Annotated in this window: 20 protein-coding genes and 1 tRNA gene; 13 read left to right on the top strand and 8 right to left on the bottom strand. The window is 65.6% G+C overall.

The genetic code is table 11. The features are described from left to right. Nucleotide 1: 1 nt before the first annotated feature. Nucleotides 2–1,045, bottom strand: a complete 1,044-nt coding sequence (locus ACRYLO_RS02390) for a sugar phosphate isomerase/epimerase family protein (protein ID WP_482658687.1) — start codon at nt 1,043–1,045, stop codon at nt 2–4. 22 nt (nt 1,046–1,067) lie between these two features. Then, nucleotides 1,068–1,415, bottom strand: a complete 348-nt coding sequence (locus ACRYLO_RS02385; RefSeq protein WP_482661658.1) for a c-type cytochrome — start codon at nt 1,413–1,415, stop codon at nt 1,068–1,070. Between the two features lie 164 nt (nt 1,416–1,579). Here ACRYLO_RS02385 and ACRYLO_RS02380 point away from each other — a divergent pair, with 164 nt between their 5' ends. Both ACRYLO_RS02380 and ACRYLO_RS02375 read left to right on the top strand, forming a co-directional pair. Further along, nucleotides 1,580–2,734 (top strand): Gfo/Idh/MocA family protein, encoded by a 1,155-nt coding sequence (locus tag ACRYLO_RS02380; RefSeq protein ID WP_482658686.1) that lies wholly within the window; start codon nt 1,580–1,582, stop codon nt 2,732–2,734. Between the two features lie 2 nt (nt 2,735–2,736). Beyond that, complete coding sequence (locus tag ACRYLO_RS02375; protein WP_482658685.1) at nt 2,737–3,711, top strand: 3-keto-disaccharide hydrolase; 975 nt, start codon at nt 2,737–2,739, stop codon at nt 3,709–3,711. 157 nt (nt 3,712–3,868) lie between these two features. Here the strand turns inward: ACRYLO_RS02375 and ACRYLO_RS02370 are convergent. Then, a tRNA-Leu gene (locus tag ACRYLO_RS02370) sits at nt 3,869–3,952 on the bottom strand. A gap of 293 nt (nt 3,953–4,245) precedes the next feature. On the opposite strand from ACRYLO_RS02370, the gene rpoB reads away from it, so the two are divergent. Next, nucleotides 4,246–8,430, top strand: a complete 4,185-nt coding sequence (gene rpoB / locus ACRYLO_RS02365) for a DNA-directed RNA polymerase subunit beta (RefSeq protein ID WP_482658684.1) — start codon at nt 4,246–4,248, stop codon at nt 8,428–8,430. A gap of 74 nt (nt 8,431–8,504) precedes the next feature. Further along, nucleotides 8,505–12,785 (top strand): DNA-directed RNA polymerase subunit beta', encoded by a 4,281-nt coding sequence (gene rpoC / locus ACRYLO_RS02360; protein WP_482658683.1) that lies wholly within the window; start codon nt 8,505–8,507, stop codon nt 12,783–12,785. 103 nt (nt 12,786–12,888) lie between these two features. Here rpoC and ACRYLO_RS02355 read toward each other — a convergent pair whose 3' ends face one another. Next, a complete protein-coding gene (locus tag ACRYLO_RS02355) occupies nt 12,889–14,262 on the bottom strand; it encodes an alginate export family protein (RefSeq protein WP_482658682.1) in 1,374 nt (457 codons plus the stop codon). Between the two features lie 218 nt (nt 14,263–14,480). On the opposite strand from ACRYLO_RS02355, the gene ACRYLO_RS02350 reads away from it, so the two are divergent. Further along, nucleotides 14,481–16,646, top strand: coding sequence for a TonB-dependent receptor (locus ACRYLO_RS02350; RefSeq protein ID WP_482658681.1), 2,166 nt, complete (start codon nt 14,481–14,483; stop codon nt 16,644–16,646). Nucleotides 16,647–16,654: 8 nt separating this feature from the next. Then, nucleotides 16,655–17,752, top strand: a complete 1,098-nt coding sequence (locus tag ACRYLO_RS02345; protein ID WP_482658680.1) for a PepSY-associated TM helix domain-containing protein — start codon at nt 16,655–16,657, stop codon at nt 17,750–17,752. Here ACRYLO_RS02345 and ACRYLO_RS02340 read toward each other — a convergent pair. Then, nucleotides 17,749–19,257 carry a YifB family Mg chelatase-like AAA ATPase gene (locus tag ACRYLO_RS02340; protein WP_482658679.1) on the bottom strand — a complete coding sequence of 503 codons (1,509 nt, stop codon included), beginning with the start codon at nt 19,255–19,257 and terminating at the stop codon, nt 17,749–17,751. The two genes, ACRYLO_RS02345 and ACRYLO_RS02340, sit on opposite strands and share 4 nt — an antisense overlap. 106 nt (nt 19,258–19,363) lie before the next feature. On the opposite strand from ACRYLO_RS02340, the gene ACRYLO_RS02335 reads away from it, so the two are divergent. From ACRYLO_RS02335 to yihA, 6 genes are all read left to right on the top strand, one after another. After that, a complete protein-coding gene (locus ACRYLO_RS02335) occupies nt 19,364–19,648 on the top strand; it encodes a hypothetical protein (protein ID WP_482658678.1) in 285 nt (94 codons plus the stop codon). Nucleotides 19,649–19,735: 87 nt separating this feature from the next. Further along, nucleotides 19,736–19,870: a 50S ribosomal protein L34 gene (rpmH, locus tag ACRYLO_RS02330; protein WP_044332822.1), complete on the top strand. Its 135-nt coding sequence runs from the start codon at nt 19,736–19,738 to the stop codon at nt 19,868–19,870. A 62-nt stretch (nt 19,871–19,932) separates the two neighbouring features. After that, entirely contained in the window at nt 19,933–20,289 is a 357-nt protein-coding gene (gene rnpA / locus ACRYLO_RS02325; protein WP_294019224.1) for a ribonuclease P protein component, read from the top strand. Then, nucleotides 20,286–20,498 (top strand): membrane protein insertion efficiency factor YidD, encoded by a 213-nt coding sequence (gene yidD / locus ACRYLO_RS02320; protein WP_066664581.1) that lies wholly within the window; start codon nt 20,286–20,288, stop codon nt 20,496–20,498. The genes rnpA and yidD overlap by 4 nt, the downstream gene beginning before the upstream one ends. Nucleotides 20,499–20,518: 20 nt before the next feature. Next, nucleotides 20,519–22,285: a membrane protein insertase YidC gene (gene yidC / locus ACRYLO_RS02315; protein WP_482658677.1), complete on the top strand. Its 1,767-nt coding sequence runs from the start codon at nt 20,519–20,521 to the stop codon at nt 22,283–22,285. After that, nucleotides 22,282–22,923, top strand: coding sequence for a ribosome biogenesis GTP-binding protein YihA/YsxC (gene yihA, locus ACRYLO_RS02310; protein WP_482658676.1), 642 nt, complete (start codon nt 22,282–22,284; stop codon nt 22,921–22,923). The genes yidC and yihA overlap by 4 nt, the downstream gene beginning before the upstream one ends. Before the next feature lie 158 nt (nt 22,924–23,081). On the opposite strand, the gene ACRYLO_RS02305 is transcribed toward yihA, so the two are convergent. Beyond that, nucleotides 23,082–25,031 (bottom strand): alpha/beta hydrolase family protein, encoded by a 1,950-nt coding sequence (locus ACRYLO_RS02305; protein WP_482658675.1) that lies wholly within the window; start codon nt 25,029–25,031, stop codon nt 23,082–23,084. Between the two features lie 71 nt (nt 25,032–25,102). Beyond that, the gene (locus tag ACRYLO_RS02300) at nt 25,103–25,465 is read right to left on the bottom strand and encodes a thiol-disulfide oxidoreductase DCC family protein (RefSeq protein WP_482658674.1); all 363 of its coding nucleotides are present in this window, start codon (nt 25,463–25,465) and stop codon (nt 25,103–25,105) included. Nucleotides 25,466–25,542: 77 nt separating this feature from the next. Here ACRYLO_RS02300 and ACRYLO_RS02295 point away from each other — a divergent pair, with 77 nt between their 5' ends. Then, nucleotides 25,543–26,208 (top strand): glutathione S-transferase family protein, encoded by a 666-nt coding sequence (locus tag ACRYLO_RS02295; protein WP_482658673.1) that lies wholly within the window; start codon nt 25,543–25,545, stop codon nt 26,206–26,208. Nucleotides 26,209–26,420: 212 nt separating this feature from the next. Here ACRYLO_RS02295 and ACRYLO_RS02290 read toward each other — a convergent pair whose 3' ends face one another. Then, the gene (locus ACRYLO_RS02290; protein ID WP_482658672.1) at nt 26,421–26,867 is read right to left on the bottom strand and encodes a cupin domain-containing protein; all 447 of its coding nucleotides are present in this window, start codon (nt 26,865–26,867) and stop codon (nt 26,421–26,423) included. Between the last annotated feature and the right edge of the window lie 5 nt (nt 26,868–26,872).

Below are 26,872 nucleotides of genomic sequence, written 5' to 3'. Positions count from 1 at the left end.
TCTATTTCAGCCCCAGCATCGCCCGGTTGAGGCCCGGATCACTGCCCCCGGCGAAATCGTCGAATGCCTTGTCCGCCTTGCGGATCATGTGCGCGGCGATGAAGGGTGCGCCTTCGCGCGCGCCATCTTCGGGATGCTTGAGACAGCATTCCCATTCGAGCACCGCCCAGCCGGAATATCCGTACTGGGTGAGCTTCGAGAAGATGCCGCCGAAATCGACCTGCCCGTCGCCGAGCGAGCGGAAGCGGCCGGGACGATCCACCCAATCCTGGAACCCGCCATAGACGCCCGAGCGCCCGTTCGGATTGAGCTCGGCATCCTTGACGTGGAACATCCGGATGCGCTCGTGATAAATGTCGATGAAGCTCAGATAATCGAGCGCCTGCAGCACATAATGGCTGGGGTCGTAGAGAATGTTGGCGCGCGGATGATTGTCGACGCCCGCCAGGAACCGCTCGAACGTCACGCCGTCGTGCAGGTCTTCGCCCGGATGGATTTCATAGGCCACATCGACGCCCTGTGCGTCGAACGCGTCGAGGATCGGCCGCCAGCGCTTCGCCAGCTCGCCAAAGGCTTCCTCGACCAGCCCCGCCGGCCGCTGCGGCCACGGATAGAGATAGGGCCAGGCGAGCGCGCCGGAGAAGGTCGCGTGCGCGTTCAGACCCAGCCGTCGGCTTGCCTTGGCGGCGAGGTGAAGCTGCTCGACCGCCCAGGCCTGGCGCTCGGCCGGTTTGCCCTTCAGCGCATCGGGGGCGAACGCATCGAACGCGACGTCATAGGCCGGGTGCACCGCGACGAGCTGGCCCTGAAGATGCGTCGACAGCTCGGTGATCTCGACCCCAGCCTCGCGGCAGGTGCCGGCCAGTTCGTCGCAATAATCCTGGCTCTCCGCCGCCAGCGCCAGATCGATACAGCGGCTGTCCCAGGTCGGTATCTGCACCCCGACATAGCCTGCCTCCGCCATCCAGCGTGCGGCCGCGGGCAGCGTATCGAACGGCGCGGCATCGCCCATGAACTGTGCGAGGAAGACCGCCGGACCCTTCATGCTACGCCTCCGCAGGTTAGAGCTATTTCGTTTCCGATTTCAGATACGCGATCAGCGCGGCCCGGCGCGCCGGATCGCCCACCTTCATCACCATGCGCGTGCCGGGCACTTTCGTGGTCGGCGCGGCGAGATACGCATCGAGCGTCTTGGCATCCCACACGATCCCGGACGCCTTGAGCGCGGGGCTATAGGCAAATCCCGGAGCGGCCCCGGCCTTGCGACCGAACAGCTTGTTGAGATTGGGGCCCATCACGCTCTTCCCGCCTGGGGCAAGCGTATGGCAAGCACGACACGCGGCGAATGCTTGGGCGCCCGGGTCCTGGGTCTGGCGCGCGCCAACGCTGGGCGTTCCAGCCGTTAGCGCTACCACGCCGAGGAGCGATGCCACGAAGGGCAATGCGATGAGTGCTTTCACAATCCCCTCCGACTGTGCCAACCTTCAGGCTGACATCGTTGACAGCATCTAAGCGGATGGCGGCGCGCAACGCAACCCCGTCAAACCGGACCGAGCCGAAGAGCAACAGGAGAGGCGCAATGGAAACGGGCGGACAGCAACGCATTCACTACGGCATGGTCGGCGGCGGCGAGGGCGCATTTATCGGCGCGGTCCATCGTATGGCGGCGGCGCTCGACGGCGATTACGCGCTCGTGTGCGGTGCCTTCAGCAGTGACGCGGAGCGCAGCCGACGCAGCGGCGCGGCGCTGGGCCTCGATCCGGCACGCACCTATCCAACGCTTGAAGCCATGCTCGCGGGCGAACGCGCACTGCCCGAGGGCGAGCGGATGCAGGTTCTGTCGATCGTCACGCCCAACCATCTCCACGCCCCCGCAGCGATCGCCGCGCTCGACGCCGGGTTTCATGTGATCTCCGACAAGCCGATGGCGCTGAACCTCGCCGAATCGCGCGCGATTGCGGCGGCGGTGGAGCGTAGCGGCAGGCTTTATGGGCTCACCTTCACCTATAGCGGCTATCCGCTGGTCGAAGAGGCGCGGGTGCGCGTGGCGCGAGGTGATTTCGGCGCGATCCGGCTGGTGCAGGTCGAGTATTCGCAGGGCTGGCTGAGCGGGCCGCTGGATCGCGAAGGCAACAAGCAGGCGGAGTGGCGCACCGATCCCGCCCGTGCCGGGCTTGGCGGGTGTCTGGGCGACATCGGCACCCATGCTTTCCATCTCGCCGAGCATGTCTCGGGTCTCGCGGTGGAGGAACTCAGCGCCGATCTGACGACGCATGTCCCCGGCCGTCGCCTTGACGACGATGTCGCCGCGCTACTGCGGCTGGAGAGCGGCGCGCGCGGCGTGCTCAAGGCCAGTCAGGTCGCCGCGGGCGACGAGAATGGCCTGCGCCTGCGTATCCACGGCGAGCGGGGCGGGCTGGACTGGTCGCAGATGGAGCCGAACACGCTCACCCTGCGCTGGCTGGATCGCCCCGCCGAGATCGTCCGCGCGGGCGGTCCGGGCCTCGCCCCCTCGACCCAGGCGATGCTGCGCACGCCGGCGGGGCATCCGGAGGGCTATATCGAGGCCTTCGCCAATCTGTATCGCAGCTTCGGGCGAGCGGTCCGTGGTGGAGCGCCGGACGGCTTCCCGGGTGTCAGTGATGGCCTGCGCACCATGGCCTTTGTCGAAGCGATGATCGAAAACAGCGCCGGCGCAGAAAAGTGGACGCGTTTGGCAAAGTGGGGAGCGTAACCGTGGGATCGAAGGCTCCGATCGTGGCACTTGCCCTGCTGTGTGGGGCGTGCGTCCAGACGCCTGCGCCCACAAACGCGCCCGACATGACCTCGCTCGACCGGGCACGCGCCGCTAGTGCCGACCGCGCCGCCACGCCGCAGCGATTGCGGCTGGTTGATCTACCAACCCCGACCGGTCCGGCCCGCAGCCTGTTCAACGGCCGCGATCTCAGCGAATGGGACAGTTGGCTTGGCTATCCCGATCCGGCGGTCACCTATCGCGATGCCCCCGGCCAGTCGCCGATCGGCACCGGTCGCGATCGCAGCGGCGATTTCGCGGTGCGCATGATCGATGGCGCACCGGCAATCTGGATCAAAGGCGAAACCTGGGGCAGCCTGATCCATCGCGAAAACCTGCGCGACTATCATCTGCGTCTGGAGTTCAAATGGGGCGCGAAGACCTATGCCCCGCGCGAAACGCTGCCGCAGAATAACGGCCTGCTCTATCACACCCATGGCGAACCGGGCGCCGTATTCGGCACCTGGTCGCCCTCGATGGAGTTCGAGATCATGCGCGGCTCGACCGGCATGCTGGTGCCGGTCGGCAGGAACGTTCGGGGCCGCACCACCGTCGCCTATGACCCGAGCCTGATCGCCCCGCATTTGCGCTTTCAGCTGGGTGGGCAGCAAGTGGACATGGTCAACGGCACCCCTACCTGGAATGTCGAGGCGGCGCGGGATGCGGAGCGACCCATCGGACAGTGGAACACCCTAGACCTGTACGTCGTCGGCGACCGCGCGGTGCATGTGGTGAACGGGGTTCCGGTGGCGCAGGTGCGGGATATGGCCGTGATCGCGCCAGACGGCGGGCGCCGGCCGCTGACGCATGGCCGGATACAGCTTCAGTCGGAAGGCGCCGAAACCTGGTTCCGCAACATCACGATCGAACCGATCGCCAGCATTCCGCGGATCGAGACAGATGTCACGCTCCGGTGATCCGATCGATCAGCTGGCGTATGCGCGCAGATTCATCGCCAAAGTGGTCGTTGCACCCGATGCTATCACGATCACCGGCCCGAGGAAGCCGCTCGAAATTGCTGCCAACTCCGACCCCGATCAGCAGGCAAATTTGGTGCCCTCGCTTGATTGGGAATGGTGCCCCTGGCCGGACTCGAACCAGCATGCCTTGCGGCGGTCGATTTTGAGTCGACTGCGTCTACCATTTCGCCACAGGGGCAGCGAGCGGGCTGGCTAGACGATGGGCATGGCTTGGGCAAGCCTTAACCGGCGCGCGTTTGACACTGCCCCCTCCCCTGCCTATATCGCGCCTCTGCCCCGACCGGTCGGGACATGGCACGCCGTCGCGCAGCGGGTCGTACGAATGGACCGGACGGGTATCATAGACGCTTGAGAGGCTGAGTTTTTCCCCGTTTCGACGATGGGAATCGCTCGGCCCTTTTGGCGTCTGTCTGCGTGCCTGTCCCGGCGGATATCGGGGCGAAATTCAGGCTGAGAAGGCGAAAACAGCACATGGCAACCAAAGCGATCGAAGTTGGGGCGGCAGGCCGCGCGGGCTCAAGCGGCACCGCAAAGCGCCGCATCCGCAAGGTGTTCGGCGACATCCACGAAGTGGTGCAGATGCCGAACCTGATCGAGGTTCAGCGCGAATCCTACGAACAGTTCCTGCGGAGCGATCCCTCGATCGGTTATGTTTCGGGTCTTGAGAAGACGCTGCGCAGCGTGTTTCCGATCCGCGACTTTGCCGGCACGGCCGAACTCGACTTCGTGACCTATGAGCTCGAATCGCCCAAGTTCGACGTCGAGGAATGCCGTCAGCGCGGCATCACCTATGCGGCCCCGATGCGCGTCACCCTTCGCCTGATCGTGTTCGAGGTCGATCCCGATACGGATGCCCGCTCGGTGCTGGATATCAAGGAGCAGGACGTCTATATGGGCGACATGCCCCTGATGACGGGCAACGGCACCTTCTTCATCAACGGCACCGAGCGCGTGATCGTGTCGCAGATGCACCGGTCGCCGGGCGTCCTGTTCGACCATGACCGCGGCAAGACGCATGCGTCGGGCAAGTATCTGTTCGCCGCGCGCGTGATCCCGTATCGCGGTTCGTGGCTGGACTTCGAGTTCGACGCCAAGGACATCGTCAACGTCCGTATCGACCGCAAGCGCAAGCTGCCGGTGACGACGCTGCTGTACGCGCTGGGCCTGAACAGCGAAGAGATCCTCAACCACTTCTACAACACCGTCACCTATGTGCGCGGTCCCAATGGCTGGCAGATCCCGTTCGCGTCCGAAAACTGGCGCGGCGTCAAGCCGATGTTCGACATTGTCGACGCCAAGACCGGCGAAGTCGTGTTCCCGGCGGGCCAGAAGATCAGCCCGCGCGCCGCGAACAAGGCGGGCAAGGACGGGCTCGAGACGCTGCTGATCCCGACCGAGGAAATCTTCGGCCGCTACAGCGCGTTCGACCTGATCAACGAGTCGACGGGCGAGATTTACATCGAAGCCGGTGACGAAGTTTCGGCCGAGAATCTGGAGAAGCTGGACAAGGCCGGCATCGACCGGATCGAGCTGCTCGACATCGACCATGTTTCCACCGGCCCGTGGATCCGCAACACGCTCAAGGCCGACAAGGCCGAAGAGCGCGAGCAGGCGCTGTCCGACATCTATCGCGTGATGCGCCCCGGCGAACCGCCGACGCTGGAAACCGCGGAGTCGCTGTTCGGCGGGCTGTTCTTCGATCCGGAGCGCTACGACCTGTCGGCCGTGGGCCGCGTCAAGCTCAACATGCGCCTCGACCTCGATGCCGAGGACACGGTGACGACGCTGCGCACCGAGGATATCCTCGCGGTGATCAAGACGCTGGTCGGCCTGAAGGACGGCAAGGGCGAGATCGACGATATCGACAACCTCGGCAACCGCCGCGTGCGTTCGGTGGGCGAGCTGCTGGAGAACCAGTATCGCGTCGGCCTGCTGCGCATGGAGCGTGCGGTCAAGGAGCGCATGTCGAGCGTCGATGTCTCGACGGTCATGCCGAACGACCTGATCAACGCGAAGCCTGCGGTCGCCGCGGTGCGCGAGTTCTTCGGCAGCTCGCAGCTGTCGCAGTTCATGGATCAGACCAACCCGCTGTCGGAAGTCACCCACAAGCGTCGTGTGTCGGCGCTTGGCCCGGGCGGCTTGACGCGTGAGCGCGCTGGCTTCGAAGTCCGCGACGTTCACCCGACGCATTATGGCCGTATCTGCCCGATCGAAACGCCGGAAGGCCCGAACATCGGTCTGATCAACAGCCTTGCGACCTTCAGCCGCGTCAACAAGTACGGCTTCATCGAGACCCCGTACCGCAAGGTGATCGACGGCAAGGTGACCGACGAGGTCGTCTATCTGTCGGCGATGGAAGAGGCCAAGCACACGATCGCGCAGGCTTCGGCCGAAACCGATGGCGACAACCGTTTCACGGAAGACCTCGTCTCGGCACGTCAGGCCGGCGAATTCCTGATGGCGTTCCCGGACACGGTGACGCTGATGGACGTGTCGCCCAAGCAGCTGGTGTCGGTTGCAGCCTCGCTGATCCCGTTCCTGGAAAATGACGACGCCAACCGCGCGCTCATGGGTTCGAACATGCAGCGTCAGGCCGTGCCGCTGGTGAAGGCGGAAGCGCCGTTCGTCGGCACCGGCATGGAAGAGACCGTCGCGCGCGATTCGGGCGCGGCGATCGCGGCCAAGCGTGCCGGCATCGTCGACCAGGTCGATGCCTCGCGCATCGTCGTCCGCGCCACCGGCGACGTGTCGGCGGAGGAAAGCGGCGTCGACATCTACACGCTGATGAAGTTCGAGCGTTCGAACCAGTCGACCTGCATCAACCAGCGTCCGCTGGTGAAGGTGGGTGAGCTGGTCAATGCCGGCGACATCATCGCCGACGGCCCGTCGACCGAGTTCGGCGAGCTGGCGCTGGGTCGCAACGTCCTCGTCGCGTTCATGCCGTGGAACGGCTACAACTACGAAGACTCGATCCTGATCAACGAACGCATCGTGAAGGACGACGTGTTCACGTCGATCCATATCGACGAGTTCGAAGTGATGGCCCGCGACACCAAGCTCGGGCCGGAGGACATCACCCGCGACATCCCGAACGTCGGTGAAGAAGCGCTGCGCAACCTCGACGAGGCAGGCATCGTGTACATCGGCGCCGAGGTCGAGCCGGGCGACATTCTGGTCGGCAAGATCACGCCGAAGGGTGAAAGCCCGATGACGCCGGAAGAGAAGCTGCTCCGCGCGATCTTCGGCGAAAAGGCCAGCGACGTGCGCGACACCTCGCTCCGCCTGCCGCCGGGCGTTGCCGGGACGGTCGTCGACGTGCGCGTCTTCAACCGCCATGGCATCGACAAGGACGAGCGCGCGATGGCGATCGAGCGCGAGGAGATCGAGCGCCTGAAGAAGGACTCGGACGACGAGCGCAACATCCTCAACCGCGCGACCTGGTCGCGTCTGCGCGAGATGTTGATCGGTCAGGTCGCCACGGGCGTGCCGAAGGGCCTGAAGAAGGGTGCCGAGATCGATCAGGATCTGCTCGACAGCGTCGATCGCCACGAATGGTGGAAGTTCGCCGTCGCCGACGACAAGGTCCAAGGCGATCTGGAGACGGTCAAGGGTCAGTATGACGAGGCCGTCAAGCGCATCAAGGACAAGTTCGAGGACCGCCGCGAGAAGCTGGAGCGGGGCGACGAGCTGCCGCCGGGCGTGCTGAAGATGGTCAAGGTGTTCGTCGCGGTGAAGCGCAAGCTGCAGCCGGGCGACAAGATGGCCGGCCGTCACGGCAACAAGGGCATCATCAGCCGCATCCTGCCGCAGGAGGACATGCCGTTCCTGGAGGACGGAACTCCGGTAGACTTCGTGCTCAACCCGCTGGGCGTGCCGTCGCGCATGAACGTCGGGCAGATCTTCGAAACGCATCTTGGCTGGGCCGCACGCGGCCTGGGCAAGAAGATCGGCGAGGCGCTGGACGCATGGCGTGAAGCCAATCCGAACCCGCAGGCGGGCGAAGCCCCCGAAGCGGTCAAGGAGCTGCTGCTCGAAATCTACGGCGACAACTATGCCGAGCAGATCAAGAACCGCGACACCGCGTCGCTCGTCGATCTGGCGGAGAATGTCCGCGGTGGCGTTCCGATGGGCACCCCGGTGTTCGACGGCGCGGTCGAGGCGGACGTGACCGACATGCTCCGGCTCGCCGGGCTGGACGAGAGCGGCCAGGTCGACCTGTTCGACGGGCGCACGGGTGACATGTTCGACCGCAAGGTGACCGTTGGGTACAAATATGTGCTCAAGCTGCACCACCTGGTCGACGACAAGATCCACGCCCGTTCGATCGGCCCATACTCGCTCGTCACCCAGCAGCCGCTGGGCGGCAAGGCGCAGTTCGGTGGCCAGCGCTTCGGCGAAATGGAGGTCTGGGCACTGCAGGCGTACGGCGCTGCCTATACGCTGCAGGAGATGCTGACGGTGAAGTCCGACGACGTGGTCGGCCGCACCAAGGTCTATGAGGCGATCGTCAAGGGTGACGACACGTTCGAGGCCGGCATCCCCGAGAGCTTCAACGTGCTCGTCAAGGAAATGCGCTCGCTGGGTCTCAACGTCGAACTCAAGACCAATGAGGATCTTGGCTTTGGCGAGGACGGCCATGCGATCACGGCGGCATAAGGGGATCGGGCGCTGCCGTCGTGCAGCGCCCTTCCCGGCCAGCCCAGAGATTTACCCTCCTGAGGGAAAACGACATGAATGAACTGACCAACTTCGCGAACCCGGTGGCCAAGCCGGAGACCTTCGACCAGATCCAGATCGGTATCGCTTCGCCGGACCGCATCCGTTCGTGGTCGTTCGGCGAGATCAAGAAGCCCGAAACCATCAACTATCGCACGTTCAAGCCCGAGCGTGACGGCCTGTTCTGCGCGCGCATCTTCGGTCCGATCAAGGACTATGAGTGCCTGTGCGGCAAGTACAAGCGCATGAAGTACAAGGGCATTGTCTGCGAAAAGTGCGGCGTCGAGGTTACCGTCTCGAAGGTCCGCCGTGAGCGTATGGGCCATATCGAACTGGCCGCGCCGGTCGCGCACATCTGGTTCCTCAAGTCGCTGCCCTCGCGCATCGGCCTGCTGCTCGACATGCAGCTCAAGCAGCTTGAGCGCGTGCTGTATTTCGAATCCTACATCGTCACCGAGCCGGGCCTGACGCCGCTGGAGAAGTTCCAGCTGCTGACCGAGGACGAACTGCTCGACGCGCAGGACGAATATGGCGAGGACGCCTTCTCCGCCGGGATCGGCGCGGAAGCGGTCAAGATCATGCTCATGGACCTCGACCTCGAGGGCGAGAAGCGTGTGCTGCTCGAAGAGCTGGCCGTCACCAAGTCCGAGCTGAAGCCCAAGAAGATCATCAAGCGGCTGAAGGTCGTCGAGAGCTTCCTGGAATCGGGCAACCGTCCCGAGTGGATGATCCTCGACGTCGTTCCGGTCATTCCGCCCGAACTGCGCCCGCTGGTCCCGCTGGACGGCGGCCGTTTCGCGACGTCGGATCTGAACGATCTGTATCGCCGCGTGATCAACCGCAACAACCGCCTCAAGCGCCTCATGGAGCTGCGCGCGCCGGACATCATCGTCCGCAACGAAAAGCGCATGCTGCAGGAAGCCGTCGACGCGCTGTTCGATAACGGCCGTCGCGGCCGCACGATCACGGGTGCCAACAAGCGTCCGCTCAAGTCGCTGTCCGACATGCTCAAGGGCAAGCAGGGCCGCTTCCGTCAGAACCTGCTCGGCAAGCGCGTCGACTATTCGGGCCGTTCGGTGATCGTGACCGGTCCCGAGCTCAAGCTGCACCAGTGCGGCCTGCCCAAGAAGATGGCGCTCGAGCTGTTCAAGCCGTTCATCTACGCGCGCCTCGACGCGAAGGGTCTGTCGATGACCCTGAAGCAGGCGAAGAAGTGGGTCGAAAAGGAACGCAAGGAAGTCTGGGACATCCTGGACGAGGTGATCCGCGAGCACCCGGTTCTGCTGAACCGCGCGCCGACGCTTCACCGTCTGGGCATCCAGGCGTTCGAGCCGGTGCTGATCGAGGGCAAGGCGATCCAGCTCCACCCGCTGGTCTGCTCGGCCTTCAACGCCGACTTTGACGGCGACCAGATGGCCGTGCACGTCCCGCTGTCGCTTGAAGCGCAGCTGGAAGCGCGCGTCCTGATGATGTCGACCAACAACATCCTCTCGCCCGCCAACGGCAAGCCGATCATCGTGCCGTCGCAGGACATGGTGCTGGGTCTCTACTATCTCTCGATGGAGAAGCAGAACGAGCCGGGCGAAGGCATGGTGCTGGGCGACATGGCCGAGGTTCACCAGGCGCTGTTCGCGGGTGCGGTCACGCTGCACACCAAGATCACCAGCCGCGTGCCGCAGACGCTGGAAGATGGCAGCACCGTGATGAAGCGGTTCGAGACCACGCCGGGCCGCATGCTGCTCGGCGAGTGCCTGCCCAAGTCGCACAAGGTGCCGTTCGACGTCGTCAATCGCCTGCTGACCAAGAAGGACGTGGGCGACGTGATCGACGAGGTCTATCGCCACACCGGCCAGAAGGAGACCGTCCTGTTCGCCGATGCGATCATGGCGCTCGGCTTCCGTCACGCGTTCAAGGCGGGCATCTCGTTCGGCAAGGACGACATGATCATCCCGGCATCGAAGGAAGCAACGGTCGACGAGACCCGCGCCCTCGTGAAGGACTTCGAGCAGCAGTATCAGGACGGCCTGATCACGCAGCAGGAAAAGTACAACAAGGTGATCGACGCCTGGAGCCGTTGCGGCGACGTGGTGGCGGCCGCCATGATGGACGAGATCAAGTCGGTGAAGATCGACGAGACGACCGGCCGCGAGCTGCCCGCCAACGCGATCTACATGATGGCGCACTCCGGTGCGCGTGGTTCGGCGGCGCAGATCAAGCAGCTGGCCGGCATGCGCGGCCTTATGGCCAAGCCGTCGGGCGAGATCATCGAAACGCCGATCATCTCGAACTTCAAGGAAGGCCTGACCGTCCTTGAGTACTTCAACTCGACCCACGGCGCCCGCAAGGGCCTCGCGGATACGGCGTTGAAGACCGCGAACTCGGGCTACCTCACCCGCCGCCTGGTCGACGTGTCGCAGGACTGCGTCGTCATGGAGCAGGATTGCGGGACCGAGCGTGCGCTGGAGATGAAGGCGATCGTGCAGGGCGGCAGCGTCATCGCGTCGCTGGGCGAGCGTATCCTGGGCCGCACCACGGCCGAGGATGTTGTCGATCCCAAGACCGGCAAGGTGGAAATCCCCACCGGCACGTTGCTCGACGAGCCGATGATCGCGCAGATCGAAGGTCTGGGCGTTCAGGGCATGAAGATCCGCTCGCCGCTCGTCTGCGAAGCCAAGATCGGCGTGTGCGCCAAGTGCTACGGGCGTGACCTCGCCCGCGGTACGCCGGTGAACATCGGTGAAGCAGTCGGCGTCATCGCGGCGCAGTCGATCGGTGAGCCGGGCACGCAGCTGACCATGCGTACCTTCCACATCGGCGGCGCGGCGCAGCTCAACGAGCAGTCGAACCTCGAAGCCCCCGTGGACGGCAAGGCCGAGTTCCGCGACCTGCGCCTGATCACCGATCAGCGCGGCCGTCGCGTGGTTCTGGCGCGTTCGGGCGAGATCGCGATCCTCGACACCGATGGTCGCGAGCTCGCGGTCCACCGCATCCCGTACGGTGCGTACGTCATGTTCGACGATGGCCACATCGTCAGCAAGGGCGACCGCATGGCGGAATGGGATCCGTTCACCATGCCGGTGATCACGGAAACCGGCGGCGTCGTGAAGTATCAGGACCTGATCGACGGCAAGACGCTGACCGAACAGGTCGACGAAGCGACCGGCATCGCGCAGCGCGTGGTGATCGAAAACCGCGGTGCTGCGGCGAAGAAGGAAGATCTGCGTCCGCGCCTGACCCTCACCGGTGACGGTGCGGCGGAGGCCGCGCGCTACATGCTGTCGCCCGGTGCGGTGATCAGCGTGGAGGACGGTGCGACCGTGCAGGGCGGCGACGTTCTGGCCCGTGTCAGCCGCGAGTCTGCCAAGACCCGCGACATCACCGGCGGTCTGCCGCGCGTCGCCGAGCTGTTCGAAGCGCGCAAGCCCAAGGAAAATGCCATCATCGCCAAGGTCTCGGGCCGCGTGGTGTTCGGCAAGGACTATAAGGCGAAGCGCAAGATCGGCATCCAGCCCGAGGATGGCGGCGAGGTCGTCGAGTATCTGGTACCCAAGTCGAAGGTGATCGACGTTCAGGAAGGCGACTACGTCAAGCGTGGCGACAACCTGATCGGCGGCTCGCCTGATCCGCACGATATTCTCGAAGTGCTCGGCATCGAGCCGCTGGCGGAATATCTCGTCGCGGAAATCCAGGAAGTCTATCGACTGCAGGGCGTGAAGATCAACGACAAGCACATCGAGGTGATCGTTCGCCAGATGCTGCAAAAGGTCGAGATCACCGACGGTGGCGACACCACGCTGCTGGCGGGCGAACAGGTCGATCGCGACGAGATGGACGACATCAACAGCAAGCTCGAGCCCGGCCAGGCCCCTGCACAGGGCAAGCCGATCCTGCTCGGCATCACCAAGGCGTCGCTGCAGACCCGCAGCTTCATCTCGGCGGCGTCGTTCCAGGAGACCACCCGCGTTCTCACCGAGGCGGCGGTCCAGGGCAAGCAGGACACGCTGATCGGCCTGAAGGAAAACGTGATCGTCGGCCGTCTCATCCCCGCCGGCACCGGCGCGGGCATGAACCGGGTGCGCATCGCGGCGACCAGCCGCGACGCCGCGCTCCGCGCCCAGCAGCGCAAGCTGCAGGAAGCGCTGATCGCCCCGAACTCGGCCGCTGAAGAGCGTGCTGCGGAACTGGCACAGGATCCCGTTGACGCGATGGTCACCAGCGACGCGCTGGAGAAGGTCGAAGTGTCGGGTGACGGCAGCGACGAAGCAGCCGGCGAGTATCTGAACAAGGGCGAGTAATCGCCCGCGTTCAGCGGTCCGCTGACACAATAAGAGCCGCCGCCCGAGCGATCGGACGGCGGCTTTTTTGTTGCCTAAGGGCCGGGCCGAAGGCCGCCCTGGGTCAGAAGAACGTCGACAGGGTCAGATAGCCGAACTTCATGTCGCCCGTTGCGGGGGCATTGGGCGCATCGGTCAGGAAACGCCCCTTGGCGAGGAACGCAGCGCCCGCCTCGACGCGCAGCTTCTTTGGCACCAGCCAGTTGCGCACGCGGCCCTCGACCTGCGTTCCGGCATCGCGGCCCGACGCGCCGGTCGCATCGCGGACCGATGTGGCGGCAAAGCTGTCGGTGGCGGACGCGAGCAGGAATTTGCGCGCCTTGACCGAAAAGTCCCACGCCTTGCTCGGCTTCGCTTCGATCGCGACGCCCGGGCTGACGATGTTGGACCAGCTGGCCGGACCGTACAGGCTGAGCGGCCCGAAATCGCCGCGCCGGCCGCCGAACAGCGGATCGAAGCGCCGATAGTCGGTGGCGGTCGTGTCGCCGCTGGCATAGCCCAGAAATGCCGTCACGCGCGGCGTCCAGCCCGCCGCGAAGGTGTAGCCGATTTCGACATTGGCCATACCGGCGCGCACCTTGCGGTCGAGCAGGTCGCTCGCCGCGGTCGATCCGCGGGTCGTACCGCGCTGCAGCGCGCCTTCTAGTTCAAAGTCCAGCTTGCCCTTGCCCGGGGTGCGGTTCACCCGGCCGCCAAAGGTGAACAGGTCGCGATCACGGGTCGCCCGACCGGCGCGGTCGCGTTCGTCCAGCCCATAGGCGAAAAGCTCGGCGTTCGCCCCGGCCAGCGCCTTGGCGCGGGTGAAGGAGCCGCCCCAGAACTGCAGCCCGGCATTGGCGCGGTCCAGCTCGACCCGGTTATCCTCGATCGACGCGCGATCCGACGGCAGCTTGTCGAACACCCGCGCGGCGATCAGGGTCAGCCGGTCGCCACGCGCACTGCTCCAGTCGAGATTGGCGCCAAGGAAGCTGTTGGGCGAGTTCGACCAGTCCGGCCGGTCGAGCAGGCGACCCGACCCGGACGAGGCGGTGAAGCGACCGAGGCGCAGCACGCCCTTGCCCTTCTGACCCGCGACATTGCCCAGGTCGATGCCGAGATAGGCCTGAAGCGGTTCGAGCGCGTTGCTCTCGCTGGTCCCCGCAGTCGACTGACCATGCTGGAAATAGCTGCGCGCATCGTCGAGTTCGGCGGAGAGATGCACCCCGCCAAAATCGTAACGCGCGGTGATGAGCGTGCGGAACGAGAGCATCGCGTCGCTGTCCGGCGCACCCGGTTTCACCTGCCCGTCGACCACCTCGGCCCGCGCGCGGACGCTGCCCTCGATCGAAAAGCGGCCTGCTGCATCGGCATCCTTTGCCTGAGCGTGCGCCGTGCCTATGCCACCGATCAGCAGCGCGCATACCGCCCCGCCGAGCATGGCGCTAACTCCAGTCCTCATTGCCGACGTCCCCACTCTCAAATCCAGCCCAATTGATACTCAGGCTCCATTATAGACGGTATGGCAGCGAACCGGCGCAGCAGGCTGCAAACATGATCTGTGTCAGAATGAGCCGCACAGCGCCCGCCTGCCATCAAGACCAACGCCATAGAATCTAATGCGAGGCGTTTGCATTATCGGTTCGGCATTGGTAGCGGAGGCGGAAAGGGAGTTTCCGCATGTCCGTCCGTTCGATTTCCGCCCTGCCTCTGCTCGCCCTGGCGATGCTCGCACCCGCCGCCGCGCATGCCGCAAGCGACCCAGCGCCGGCGGACACGGCGGCATCGGAACCGGACGAGTCCGACCAGGTCATCATTACCGCCGCGCGCACCGAATTGCCCGCCAGCGCGCTCCCGCTGACAGTGGATGTGATCGATAAGGAGGAACTGGATCAGCAGGTTTCGATCGCCGGGTCGGTGGTCGATGCCGTGGCGAACCTGTCGCCATCCTTCTCCCCCACCCGCCAGAAATTGTCGGGCGCGGGCGAGACGCTGCGCGGCCGCTCGCCGCTCTATGCGATCGACGGCATCCCGCAATCGACCCCGGTGCGCGACGGATCGCGCGACGGATACACGATCGACCCGTTCTTCCTCGACCGGATCGAGCTGATCTATGGCGCGAACGCCCTGCAGGGTATCGGCGCGACCGGCGGTGTGGTCAATCAGGTGGTGGTCAAGGCCCCTGCGCAGGATGGGTTCTCGGGCCGTGCCTTGCTTCAGGGAAGCGCGAGCAGCGGCTTCGACGACAATGGCCTGGGCGGCAAGGCAGCGGCCTTGGTCGCCTGGCGCGGCGGCGCGTTCGATGCGACGGTCGGCGGCGCTTATGAAAAGCGCGGCGTCTTCTATGACGGCGCGGGCCGGATCATCGGCGTCGATGGCGCGCAGGGCGACACGATGGCGAGCAAAAGCTGGTCGGCGTTCGCGCGGCTCGGCTGGCAGGTCAACGACACCGCCCGGCTGGAGCTGTTCGCCAACCGCTTCGAGCTGAAGGGCCATCACACTTATGTCCAGGTCGCCGGCAGCCGCGCGACCAACACGCCATCGACCAGCGTGCGCGGCAATCCCGCGGGCGATCCGGTGTCGAACCGGGTCGAGACGGTCAATTTGACGCTGACCGACAGCGATCTGGCGGGCGGCAAGCTGGTGCTTCAGGCTTTCTTCAACCGCACCAACGACGTGTTTGGCGGGTCGATCACCTCGACCTTCCAGGATGCGCGCATTGCCCCGGTCGGCACGCTGTTCGACCAGTCGGTCAACCAGTCGCGCAAGCTGGGCGCGCGGTTCAGCTATGAGCGAAAATTTGCTGGCGCGCTGACCGCCACGGTGGGCTTCGACAGCCTGTGGGACGAGACCGAACAGTCGCTGCTGTGGACCGACCGTTATTGGGTGCCGCCAACGACCTTCCGCAGCCTTGCGCCGTTTGCGCAGCTCAACCTCGGCCTGTTCGACGACAAGCTGCGCCTCGCGGGCGGAGTCCGCTATGAGGATGTGAAGCTCAAGGTCGATGATTTCGTCACCCTCGCCTCCTATGGCGCGCGGGCGGTGAGCGGCGGCAACCCCAGCTTCCGCGACGCGCTGCTCAACGGCGGCGTGATCGTCGAGCCGGTCAAGGGCATCCGCGCCTATGCCAGCTATGCCGAGGGCTATTCGATCGCCGATGTCGGCCGAATTTTGCGCGCGATCAACGTGCCCAATGTCGACATCGACAATTTCCTCGACGTTACCCCGGTAGTGTCGAACAATCGCGAGATCGGGTTCGAGGTAAAGCGTGGCCCGCTGGACGCAAGCGCAACCTATTTCTGGTCTTCGTCCTCGCTCGGCAGCCTCCTCGTGCTCAATCCGGCTGGTGTTTATGACGTCCAGCGCCAGCGGATCGCGATCGAAGGACTTGAGATCAACATGGGCATTCGCCTGCCGATCGAAGGCCTGCGGGTCAGCACCGGCTATGCCCACATCGCCGGGCGGACCGACAGCAACGAGGACGGCGTGGTCGACATCGACCTGGACGGGGCCAACATCTCGCCCGACCGGCTCAACTTCGCGCTCGACTATGCACGCGGGCCGCTGACCGCCCGGGTCCAGACCGGCTTCTACCTCTCGCGCACCTTCCAGCTGTCGACCAACCCGGCGGCCTATAATCCCGCGACCGCGTTCGAAGGGTACAACCTCACCGACGCGGTGGTGCGCTACGACATCGGATTTGGCGGAGTGACGCTGGCGGTGTCGAACCTGTTCGACGCGACGTACATCACCTACAACAGCGACACGATTTCGGTGGCGGACAATCTCCGCTTCTTCTCGGGTCGCGGGCGGGTGTTCACGCTCGGCTTTGATGTGAAGTTCTGAACGGGGGCATGGCGGGGATGAAGTGGGTCGATCTGCTGCACCGCTGGACCGGCGGCATCGTCGGGCTCGTGCTCGCCGTTCTTGGCCTGTCGGGCGCGATCCTCGTCTTCAAGCATCAATGGCTGGGCTGGCTCCCCGGCGCGGGCGATGCACAGCGGCAGGATGTCGCCACCCTCGCGGCGCAGATGAACGCCGCGCTCGCCGCGCCGGGCGAGGCACCGCGATCGGTGCTGTTCCCCTATGCCGATTTCGGCCTCGCCCGCCGCAGCTTTGCCGAGGGGGCGGGAGTCTATGCCGATCAGGCGGGTCGGGTGGTCGCGCAATGGGACAGCAAATGGGATCGGGTCGAGCTGTGGCTGTTCGACCTGCACCATCATCTCTTCCTCGACGATCTGGGCGAGACCGTCGCGGGCATCGCCGGGCTGATCGGTCTCGCTTTCGTCATCACCGGCGTCATCCTGTGGTGGCGGCTGCGCAAGACGTTCAAGCTGCGCCTCTTTCCCAAGCGAATGAGCCGCCCGGCGATCGTCACGCATCATCGCGATATCGGCGTGGTGTTTGCGCCACTGCTGTTCCTGTCGATGGCGACGGGCATGCTGATGGTATTGAAGCCGGTCAGCACCGCCCTGTTCGCGCCGGGGCAAAGCGTCGGCGCACTCCAGACGCCATTCGCGCCGCCCAAGGTCGAGGGCGGGCCGCTGGCCGCCAATCTCGACTGGGCGGCGATGTTCACTGCGGCACGGGCGCGCTATCCGGACGCTGAAATCCGCATCGTCGCGCTGCCGCGCAAGCCCGGCGACCTGATCCAGATGCGTCTGCGCCAGCCCGCCGAATGGCTGCCCAATGGACGCACTTTGGTGTGGTTCCGCCCCGAGAATGGCGCGCTGGTCGACACCCGCGACGCTCATGCGGTGCCGACCGGCATCCGCGCCTATAACAGCGTCTATCCACTCCACGCCGCCAAGGTCGGCGGATGGCTGTGGAAGCTGGTGGTCGCATCCACGGGACTCGTGCTGGCGATGCTCGGCAGTTTCGCGGTGTGGACCTTCTGGTTCAAACGCCCCAAGCCGCGCGCGCGATCAGCGCGGCCGCTCGCGACCGCCTAACTGCGCGGTGCCTGCCGGCGGTAGCTGAGCGCTTCGGCGATATGGATGCGCCCGACGCTGTCCGCCCCCGCCAGATCGGCAATGGTGCGGGCAACGCGGAGCACGCGGGTATAGCCGCGCGCACTCATCCGCATCGCCTCCGCCGCCTGCGCCAACAGCTTGCGGCCCGGTTCGTCGGGGGTGGCGGCGGCGTCGAGCACCGGGCCGTCGGCCTCGGCATTGGTACGCGGGCCGTCGCTGCCATAACGGGCGCGCTGCACCGCGCGTGCCGCCGCCACGCGCGCGCCGACTTCGGCTGATCCCTCGGCAGGTGGCGGCAGGACGAGGTCGGCGGCGGTGACCGGCTGCACCTCGACATGCAGGTCGATGCGGTCGAGCAGTGGACCCGACACCTTGGCCTGATAATCCGCCGCACAGCGCGGCGCGCGGGCGCAAGCAAGTGCAGGGTCGCCCAGATGCCCGCAGCGGCACGGGTTCATCGCCGCCACCAGCTGCACCCTCGCCGGGAAGGTCACATGGGCATTGGCGCGCGCGACGCTGACCGTCCCCGCCTCCAGCGGCTGGCGCAGCGAATCGAGGACGGCGCGCTGGAATTCGGGGAGTTCGTCGAGGAACAGCACGCCCAGATGCGCCAAGCTGACCTCGCCCGGCTTGACCTTCAGCCCGCCTCCGGTCAGCGCCGCCATCGACGCGCTGTGATGCGGGCTGCGGAACGGCCGCGTGCGCGTCAGCCGGCCACCTTCCAGCGTCCCGGCGACGCTGGCGACCATCGACACCTCCAGCGCTTCGGCCGCGTCGAGCGGCGGGAGAATGCCCGGTAGGCAACTCGCCATCAGCGACTTGCCCGCCCCCGGCGGCCCGACCATCAGCAGATTATGCCCGCCCGCCGCCGCGATCTCCAGCGCGCGCTTGGCGGTCTCTTGTCCCTTCACCTGTTTGAGATCGGGGCCAAAGCCCGGCGGATCGGCCTCCCCCGGCTCAGGCGCGCCGAGCAGCTGCTGGCCCTTCAAATGGTTGAGCAGGCCGATCAGGTCGGGCGCGGCCAGCACTGCGCCGGTCCCGGCCCACGCCGCCTCCGCGCCCTGCGCTGCGGGACAGATCAGCCCCTTCCCCTCCCCCGCCGCATGCAGCGCCGCGAGCAGCACGCCGGGCGACGACGCGATCCGCCCGTCGAGCGCGAGTTCGCCGACCACGACATAATCTGCCAGCGCCTCGGCATCGGTCACGCCCATCGCCGCGAGCAGCGCCAGCGCGATCGGCAGGTCGAAATGCGACCCTTCCTTGGGCAAATCGGCGGGCGAGAGGTTGAGGACGATATGCTTGGGCGGCATCGCGAGGCCAATGGCGGCCATCGCCGCGCGCACCCGTTCGCGGCTTTCCGCCACCGCCTTGTCCGGCAGGCCGACGATCATGAACTTGGGCAGGCCGGGGACGAGGTTGCACTGCACCTCGACGCTGCGCGCCTCCAGCCCGAGATATGCGACCGTCGAGACACTCGCGACCATCAACGCCCCCCTTTTGTTCGCACACTCTTAACCGCTTTTCGCGGCAGGGAAACGGTTCATCGCGCCTGCGCCTTGCATCGGCAATACACCGCCCCATCTGGAAGGGATGCGACCCAAGCCGCATCCCTTTGTGCGAATCGCCCTGCTGGCGACTGGCTGGACCTTGTTTCTGCTGGTCGCGCCGCTGGCATCGCCGCTGCCGGGTCCGGGTGGAACCGTCATTGCCGCATTCGGCCTGATCCTGATCCTGCGCAATTCGCGCTGGGCGCGGTACCGATTCGTGCGATTGAAGGCCAAATGGCCGCGCGCGGGCGCGTTCATCGACCGGATTCTCGTGCGGGGGAGTGCCAAACGCCGCCGCTCGCGGGCAAAAAGGCTTGCCACGAATTGACTTCGACGTCCGCTTTGGCTAACGGCCCCGTTCACACGGTCGCCCCCGCGGCGGCCTTTTCAGTTTCTAGAATTCAGGGAATGAGCGATGAAGCGGACCTTTCAGCCGAGCAACCTGGTGCGAGCGCGCCGGCACGGCTTCCGCGCGCGCATGGCGACCCCCGGTGGTCGCAATGTGATTCGCGCCCGCCGCGCCCGCGGCCGCAACAAGCTGAGCGCGTAAGCCTGACGCCAGCATCGCTGGTGTCGAACCAGCCCGTTTCCTCGACCGGGGAAGCGGGCTGTTTGCGTTTACCCGCCCCGCTGGCGCGCCCGCTCACACGGCTGACGCAGCGCAAGGACTATCTCGCCGCCAATGCCGGCAAGCGCGCACCGATGCCCGGCTTTGTCCTGATCGTCCGCCCGCGCGGCGATGACGACGCAACGATGCGGATCGGCATCACCGTGTCCAAGAAAGTCGGCAACGCCGTCACCCGCAACCGCATGAAACGCCGTTTCCGCGCACTGGTCCGCGAAGTGCTTCCAGTCGATGGCGTCGCGGGCGCCGACCATGTCCTGATCGGCCGCGCCAGCGGGATCGAGCGGGATTACGCGGCACTCAAGGCCGAACTGGCCAAGGCATTGGCAAAGGTGAAACGGTGATCGCCCGCATCTTGATCCTGATCGCGCGCGGGTGGCAGATCGGCCCGTCGCGAATCCTGCCGCCCAGCTGTCGTTTCGCGCCAAGCTGTTCGGCCTATGCAATACAGGCGCTCTCCCGCTATGGGGCGCTCAAGGGCGGATGGCTCGCGCTGCGGCGCATCCTTCGCTGCCATCCATGGGGTGGGCACGGCTATGACCCCGTGCCCTGATGTCCTGACCGGGGAATGACGTGAAAGAAGACCAGAAGAATTTCCTGCTGTTTGCGGTGATCGCAGGACTGCTGCTGTTCGCATGGCCTGCGATCACCGGCTGGCTGTTCCCCACCCCGCCCGCCACGACGGTGACCAAGGCAGCCGACGGCGCGCCCAAGGTGGTGCCCAACCCCGGCGCGGACCCCACCGCCGACACGCCCCAGGCGATCCGCGACCGCAACAGCGTGCTGCGCGAAACGCCGCGGATCGCGATCGAAACGCCGACGGTACAGGGCAGCCTGAACCTCAAGGGTGCGCGCATCGACGATCTGGTGCTGGTCAAGCACAAGGAAACGATCGCCAAGGATAGCCCGCCGATCCGCCTGCTCTCGCCGAGCGGCACGCGCGACGCCTATTTCGCCGGCTTCGGCTGGACGGGTCAGGGCATCAACGCCCCCGGCCCCGACACGGTGTGGACGGCAAGCGGGTCCAAGCTGACCCCGACCACCCCAGTCACCCTGACCGCCACCAGCGGCACGCAGCGCTTCGCGATCGAGCTGTCGGTCGATGACGGATACATGTTCACCGTCCGCCAGAAGGTTGCGAACCTGGGGCAGAAGGCGATTGCCGCGGCGGGCTATGGCTATCTCTACCGCTATGGCGCCGGCAAGGATGTCGACACCTGGACGATCCACGCCGGGCCGGTCGCATCCTATGGCGGCGCGGTCGATTATGGCGTCAATTATGACACGGTGAAGGACGAAGGCACGCAGCGGTTTGATGCCAAGGGCGGCTGGATCGGCTATACCGACATCTACTGGCTGACCGCGCTGGTGCCAGATCAGGGCATGCCGGTGAGCCTCAGCTTCCGCCCCGGTGCTGGCACCGCGACCCAGGCGCAGTTCGAACCGACCACCGCCCGCCAGATCGCGCCGGGCCAGGTTATGACCCAGACCACCCGCTTCTTCGCGGGTGCCAAGGACATCAACCTGCTCGACGATTATGAGGAAAAGGGCGGGATCCACCACTTTGGCAAGGCGATCGACTGGGGCTGGTTCGAGGTCTTTGAAAAGCCGATCTTCCATTACCTCCACTGGCTGTTCCGCATGGTCGGCAATTTCGGTCTGGCGATCATCCTGCTGACCGTCACCGTCCGTCTGTTGCTGTTCCCGATCGCGCAGAAGCAGTTTGCGTCGATGGCCGCGATGCGCGCGCTCCAGCCCAAGATGAAGGCGCTGCAGGACCGCTACAAGGACGACAAGCCGCGCCAGCAGCAGGAGATCATGAAGCTGTACAAGGACGAGAAGGTGAACCCGCTCGCGGGCTGCCTGCCGACCCTGCTGCAGATTCCGATCCTCTATGCGCTGTACAAGGTGCTGATGCTGTCGATCGAAATGCGCCACCAGCCGCTGGTGCTGTGGGTCAAGGATCTGTCCGCGCCCGACCCGGCGAACCTGGTCAACCTGGTCCATTACCTGACCGGTATTCAGCTGCCGATGTTCCTGGCGCTGGGCGTGTTCCCGATCCTGCTCGGCGTGTCGATGTGGGCGCAGTTCAAGCTGAACCCGGCGCCGACCGACGAAGTGCAGAAGCAGATGTTCGCGATCATGCCGTGGATCCTGATGTTCGTGATGGCACCGTTCGCGGCGGGTCTCCAGCTCTACTGGATCACCTCGAACCTGCTCACCATCGCGCAGCAGAAGTTCCTCTACATGCGCCACCCGGCGCTCAAGGAACCGGTGCCGGCATCGGGCGCGGTGATCGAGGCACCGCCCACGCCGAAATCGGGTAAGGGGAAGAAGTGACCGAGTTCGACCCCGAGCTGATCGAGGGCGCGCGCAAGACCTTTGCGGGTCCGGTCGCGTTCCTCAAATCTGCGCCTGCGCTCAACTTCCTGCCCGATGCCACGGTGCCGGAAGTGGCGTTTGCGGGGCGGTCGAACGTCGGTAAATCCTCGCTGCTCAACGCGCTCACCGGGCGCAACGCGCTGGCGCGCACGTCGAACACGCCGGGGCGGACACAGGAGCTGAACTTCTTCGACGTCGGCGATCCGCTGCGCTTCCGGCTGGTCGACATGCCCGGCTATGGCTTTGCCAAGGCGCCCAAGGATGTCGTTCGCAAGTGGCGGTTTCTGGTGAACGACTATCTGCGCGGGCGTGACGTGCTCAAGCGCGTGCTGGTGCTGATCGACAGCCGCCACGGGATCAAGGATGTCGATCGCGAGATTCTCGACATGCTCGACGCGGCGGCGGTCAGCTATCGCATCGTCATGACCAAGGGCGACAAGATCAAGCCAGCCGAACTCGCCGAAGTGACCCAGCGCACGATCGACGAGGCCCGCAAGCGCCCCGCCGCGCATCCCGACATCCTCGCCACGTCGAGCGAAAAGGGCGACGGCATCGCGGAACTCCGCGCCGCGGTGATCGAGGCGGTCAGCATCTGAAAATCAATCCTCCCCCGCCAGGGGGAGGTGGCGCCGAAGGCGACGGAGGGGGAGGACGGCTTCGCGCTATCACCTCTAGGCGTCGTGCTTCCTCCCCCTCCGTCAGCTATGCTGACACCTCCCCCTGGCGGGGGAGGATTTCCAGGACCAATGCGGGCTCAGGCCGGGTTATGCTTGGCGAGGAACGCTTCCATCGCCTTCAGAAACTCCAGCCGGTCCTGCTGGCGTGAGAAATGATGGTCGCCCAGCGGCTGGACGATATAGGTCACGTCCTTGCCCGCGCTTTTCAGCTTTTGTGCCATGGCCTGCGACTGGATGATCGGCACGACACGATCCTCCTTGCCGTGCATGATCAGCACCGGGATGCTGAACGACCCCGGGAAATTGACCGGCGACACCTCCTTGAGGTCGGGGGCCTGCGCGCGCAGCCAGTCGCCGCGCGCTTTGGCAAAGAGGAAGTTGCTTTGGTGGCGCAGCATCCGGTTGAGGTCGGAGACCCCGGCATAGGACACCGCACAGCGATATTTGTCGCCATCGCGCTGCGCCGCGCGGAGCGCCGCATAGCCGCCATAGGATGCGCCGACCATGCACACCCGCTTCGGATCGGCGATACCCAGATCAGCCAGCGCCTTGACCGAATCGTCCAGATCGTCCTGCATCGCGAGGCCCCATTGCCCCTCGCCCTTTTCCTGGAACTTGGTGCCATAGCCGGTCGAGCCGCGATAATTGGGCTGGATCACCGCATAGCCGCGATCGGCGAGAAACTGCGCCGGCCAATCCCATACTTCGCTGTCGCGCACGCTGGGCCCGCCATGCGGCATCACGATCAGCGGCAGCTTGCCCGTCTTGCCACGCGGCAGCGTCAGCACGGCGGCGATCTCCAGCCCGTCGCGCGCCTTGTAGCGGATCGTCTTCACCGGGTGCATCCGCTTGAGCCCGATGGTGCGGTTGTCGAAGGCTAGCGCACTCAGCACGCGGGTGTCGTTGCGATACACCAGCCACGCGCCAGGCGAGTCCGCTCCGCCGACATTGACGACCGCCGTCTGCCCGTCGCGGCTCAACGAGCTGATCTCGACCTGCCCGCCCTTGACCTGTCCCGCGATCGCGGCGTGCATCGCCGCCATCTGCGGGTCGATCCAGCGGATCATCGGGCGGTTCTCTTCGACATGAACGCCGGCAAAGCCGTCGCCATCTACGTTGGCGACGACCCCGCCAATGTCATAGCCGGGTGTCGCGAACAGCTGTTTTCCCCGCTGAAGCGTGCCGAGGTCATATTCGTAGAGCGCAGAAAAGCCCTGCTCATCATCCTCGATCACCAGCGCCTTGTTCTTGTCGCGCAGGAACAGCGATGGGACGGTCAGCCGGTCCTTGCCCCGCTTCGCCCGATCGATGGTGCGGACGGGCGCATCGGCGCTTTCGCGATACAGCAGCCGGCTCGACCGACCGTCCAGGCTCGATCCGACGCCCATGCGAATAACCCCGTCGCGGTCGGCATACCAGTCGAGCACACCTTCGCGCGGCCCCTGGATCAGGCGGCGCTTGCCGGTGGCCAGATCGACTTCCTCGACCTTGGACCAAAAGCCGGGGCGGTCGACATAGATCGATGTCTGGTAAGCGAGCATCACGCGGGCGGAACCGTCGCGCGCCACCCACACGATGTCGTCGCCTCGTTGCGCCGCATCCTTGCCCGCGATGGGCACCATCTGGCCGGTCGATGTCTGGATGCCGATCGCGCGGCTGACGTAGAAGTTGGTGCCCTCGACATTCTGCTCGCGCCCGACCCCGACCACGATCCAGTCGTCATTGACCCAGCGCCACCAGTTGAGATCGACCTTGCCGGGATGGATAAAGGTCGGTGCAACCCCGCCATCGATCGCGATCACGGCAAGGAACATCTGCCCATCGCGGGCCAACTGCGCGACGATCCGCTTGCCGTTCGGCGAAATGCGCGGACGTTCGATCTGCGGGAGTTCCGCAAACACCTCGACCGGCAACGGAGCGGGCGCGACGGCCCGCGCGGGGGCCGGTGCGGTTGCGGGAGTCTGCGCCGGCGGCGCGGCACCGATCGTCGCAAGGCCAGCGGCCAAGATCATGAACTTACGTGACATTAATCCCCCCAATGCCGAACGGCCCCGGCGCGCAACCTGTCGCGTCAGCGGCCGCTGCGCAAGCGAAATGGTCAGGCTGGTGGGAAACGCCGTGCCCAGCGCTGGAGCGCGGGGCGAACGCGCAGAAAGCCGCGATAGCCGCGCTCCAGCAGCGCAAGGACGATGCGATTGCGTGCGGCCAAACCCATCGGCCGCAGCAGGGGAATCGCGCGCCACATCGCGGCAAACGCCGCCGGGCCCGACAGCAGTTGCCCGCCTTCGCGCGCATGGAAGCGGGCGAGCAGCTCGGCCCGGTCGATCGGGCAGGCACCATCGCCCAGCCCCTCGATCGCGACAAAGTCGATCCGTCCCCGCCGATCCAGGCGCTGCATCAGCGCGATCTCACGGACGCATAGCGGGCAATGCCCGTCGTACCAGACGGTGACAGGGTGCATGACGCACGCCCTAGCAGACGCGTACGGAAAGTCACCGCGCCATTGCCCCGCCCCCGCCCCGCCGCTATCCCCGCGCGATGCTCAAGCTCTTCATCGGCAACAAGGCCTATTCCTCCTGGTCGCTGCGCGGCTGGCTCGCGTGCAAGCTCTCCGGGCTGCCATTCGAGGAGGTCGTGGTCCCGCTCTACGACCAGGACTGGGACCAGCGGCGCGAAGGCGACGAGTTCGCCCCGTCGTCGGGCAAGGTACCGATCCTGTGGGATGGCGACGCGGTGGTGTGGGACAGCCTCGCTATCGTCGAGTATCTTAACGAGAAGTCGGGTGGCGACAAATTCTGGCCGACCGATCCCACGGCGCGCGCCATGGCGCGGTCGATGGCGGCGGAGATGCATTCGGGCTATGCCGCGCTGCGCCGCAAGCACAGCATGAACATCCGTCAGGTCTATCCGCCCAAGACCCCGGACGAAGACGTGATGCACGATATCCAGCGGATCATGGAGCTGTGGGCTCAGGCCCGCGCGCGCTACGGCGGCGATGGCGAATTCCTGTTCGGCGAGTTCGGCGCGGTGGACGTGATGTTCGCACCGGTCGTGACCCGCTTCGTCACCTACTCCCTCCCCGTCGCGCGCTTTGCGCCTGCGTACATGAACGCGGTGCTCCAGCATCCCTTCATGCAGGACTGGATTGCGGGCGCGCAGGAAGAGGAATGGGTGATCGAACAGTTCGAGCAGGCGCAGGGTTGACCGCTTTATCCTCTCCCCTTGATAGGGGAGAGGATAGCGAAGCTTGGCAACTTGTTGCCTAGCGTAGCTTGGAGAGGGGTAGAGCGGAGCTTTGCTCCGCGCGGCTGCGATGCAGCCGCCCACCCCTCTCCCAGCTCCGACTAGGGCTTGCTTCGCAAGACCCAAGTCTGCGCATCCCTCTCCCCTCCTGCGGAGGGGCGAGGAAGGAATAGTCAAAACCCGCTGCCATCCTTCCGCCTGAACCCGACGCCATTCTCTAGGTGCATGTCGATGTCGGGATAGTGGCAATCACTTGCCGCCGGACGGCCGACCGCGACGAACACGCAATCGGCGTCGGTGCGGTTCTGTAGCACATGGCCGTTGCCATCACCCTTGGGAAAGGCCGCGACGTCGCCGGGGCGCAACACATGCTCGCCCGCATCGTCGACCAGCACCGCCTCGCCCGCGATCATCACCACCAGTTCATCCTCGCCTTCATGCCAGTGGCGGTGCGCCGACCATGCGCCGGGCTTGAGCGTAACATGGCTCGCGCCGAAATCGGTAAGGCCCGATGCGGGGGCAAGGCGGCGGTACCAGCGGCCCTGCACGACATCGGCATATTCGGCGGGATAGCCGGTCGCGTTGGTCTGCGGGATTGTGTCGAGGTCGAGCTTGGGCAAAGGAG

It is taken from the genome of Sphingomonas sp. SDUR79 (genome assembly GCF_056821745.1).
This window is presented reverse-complemented; position numbering and strand designations above follow the sequence as displayed.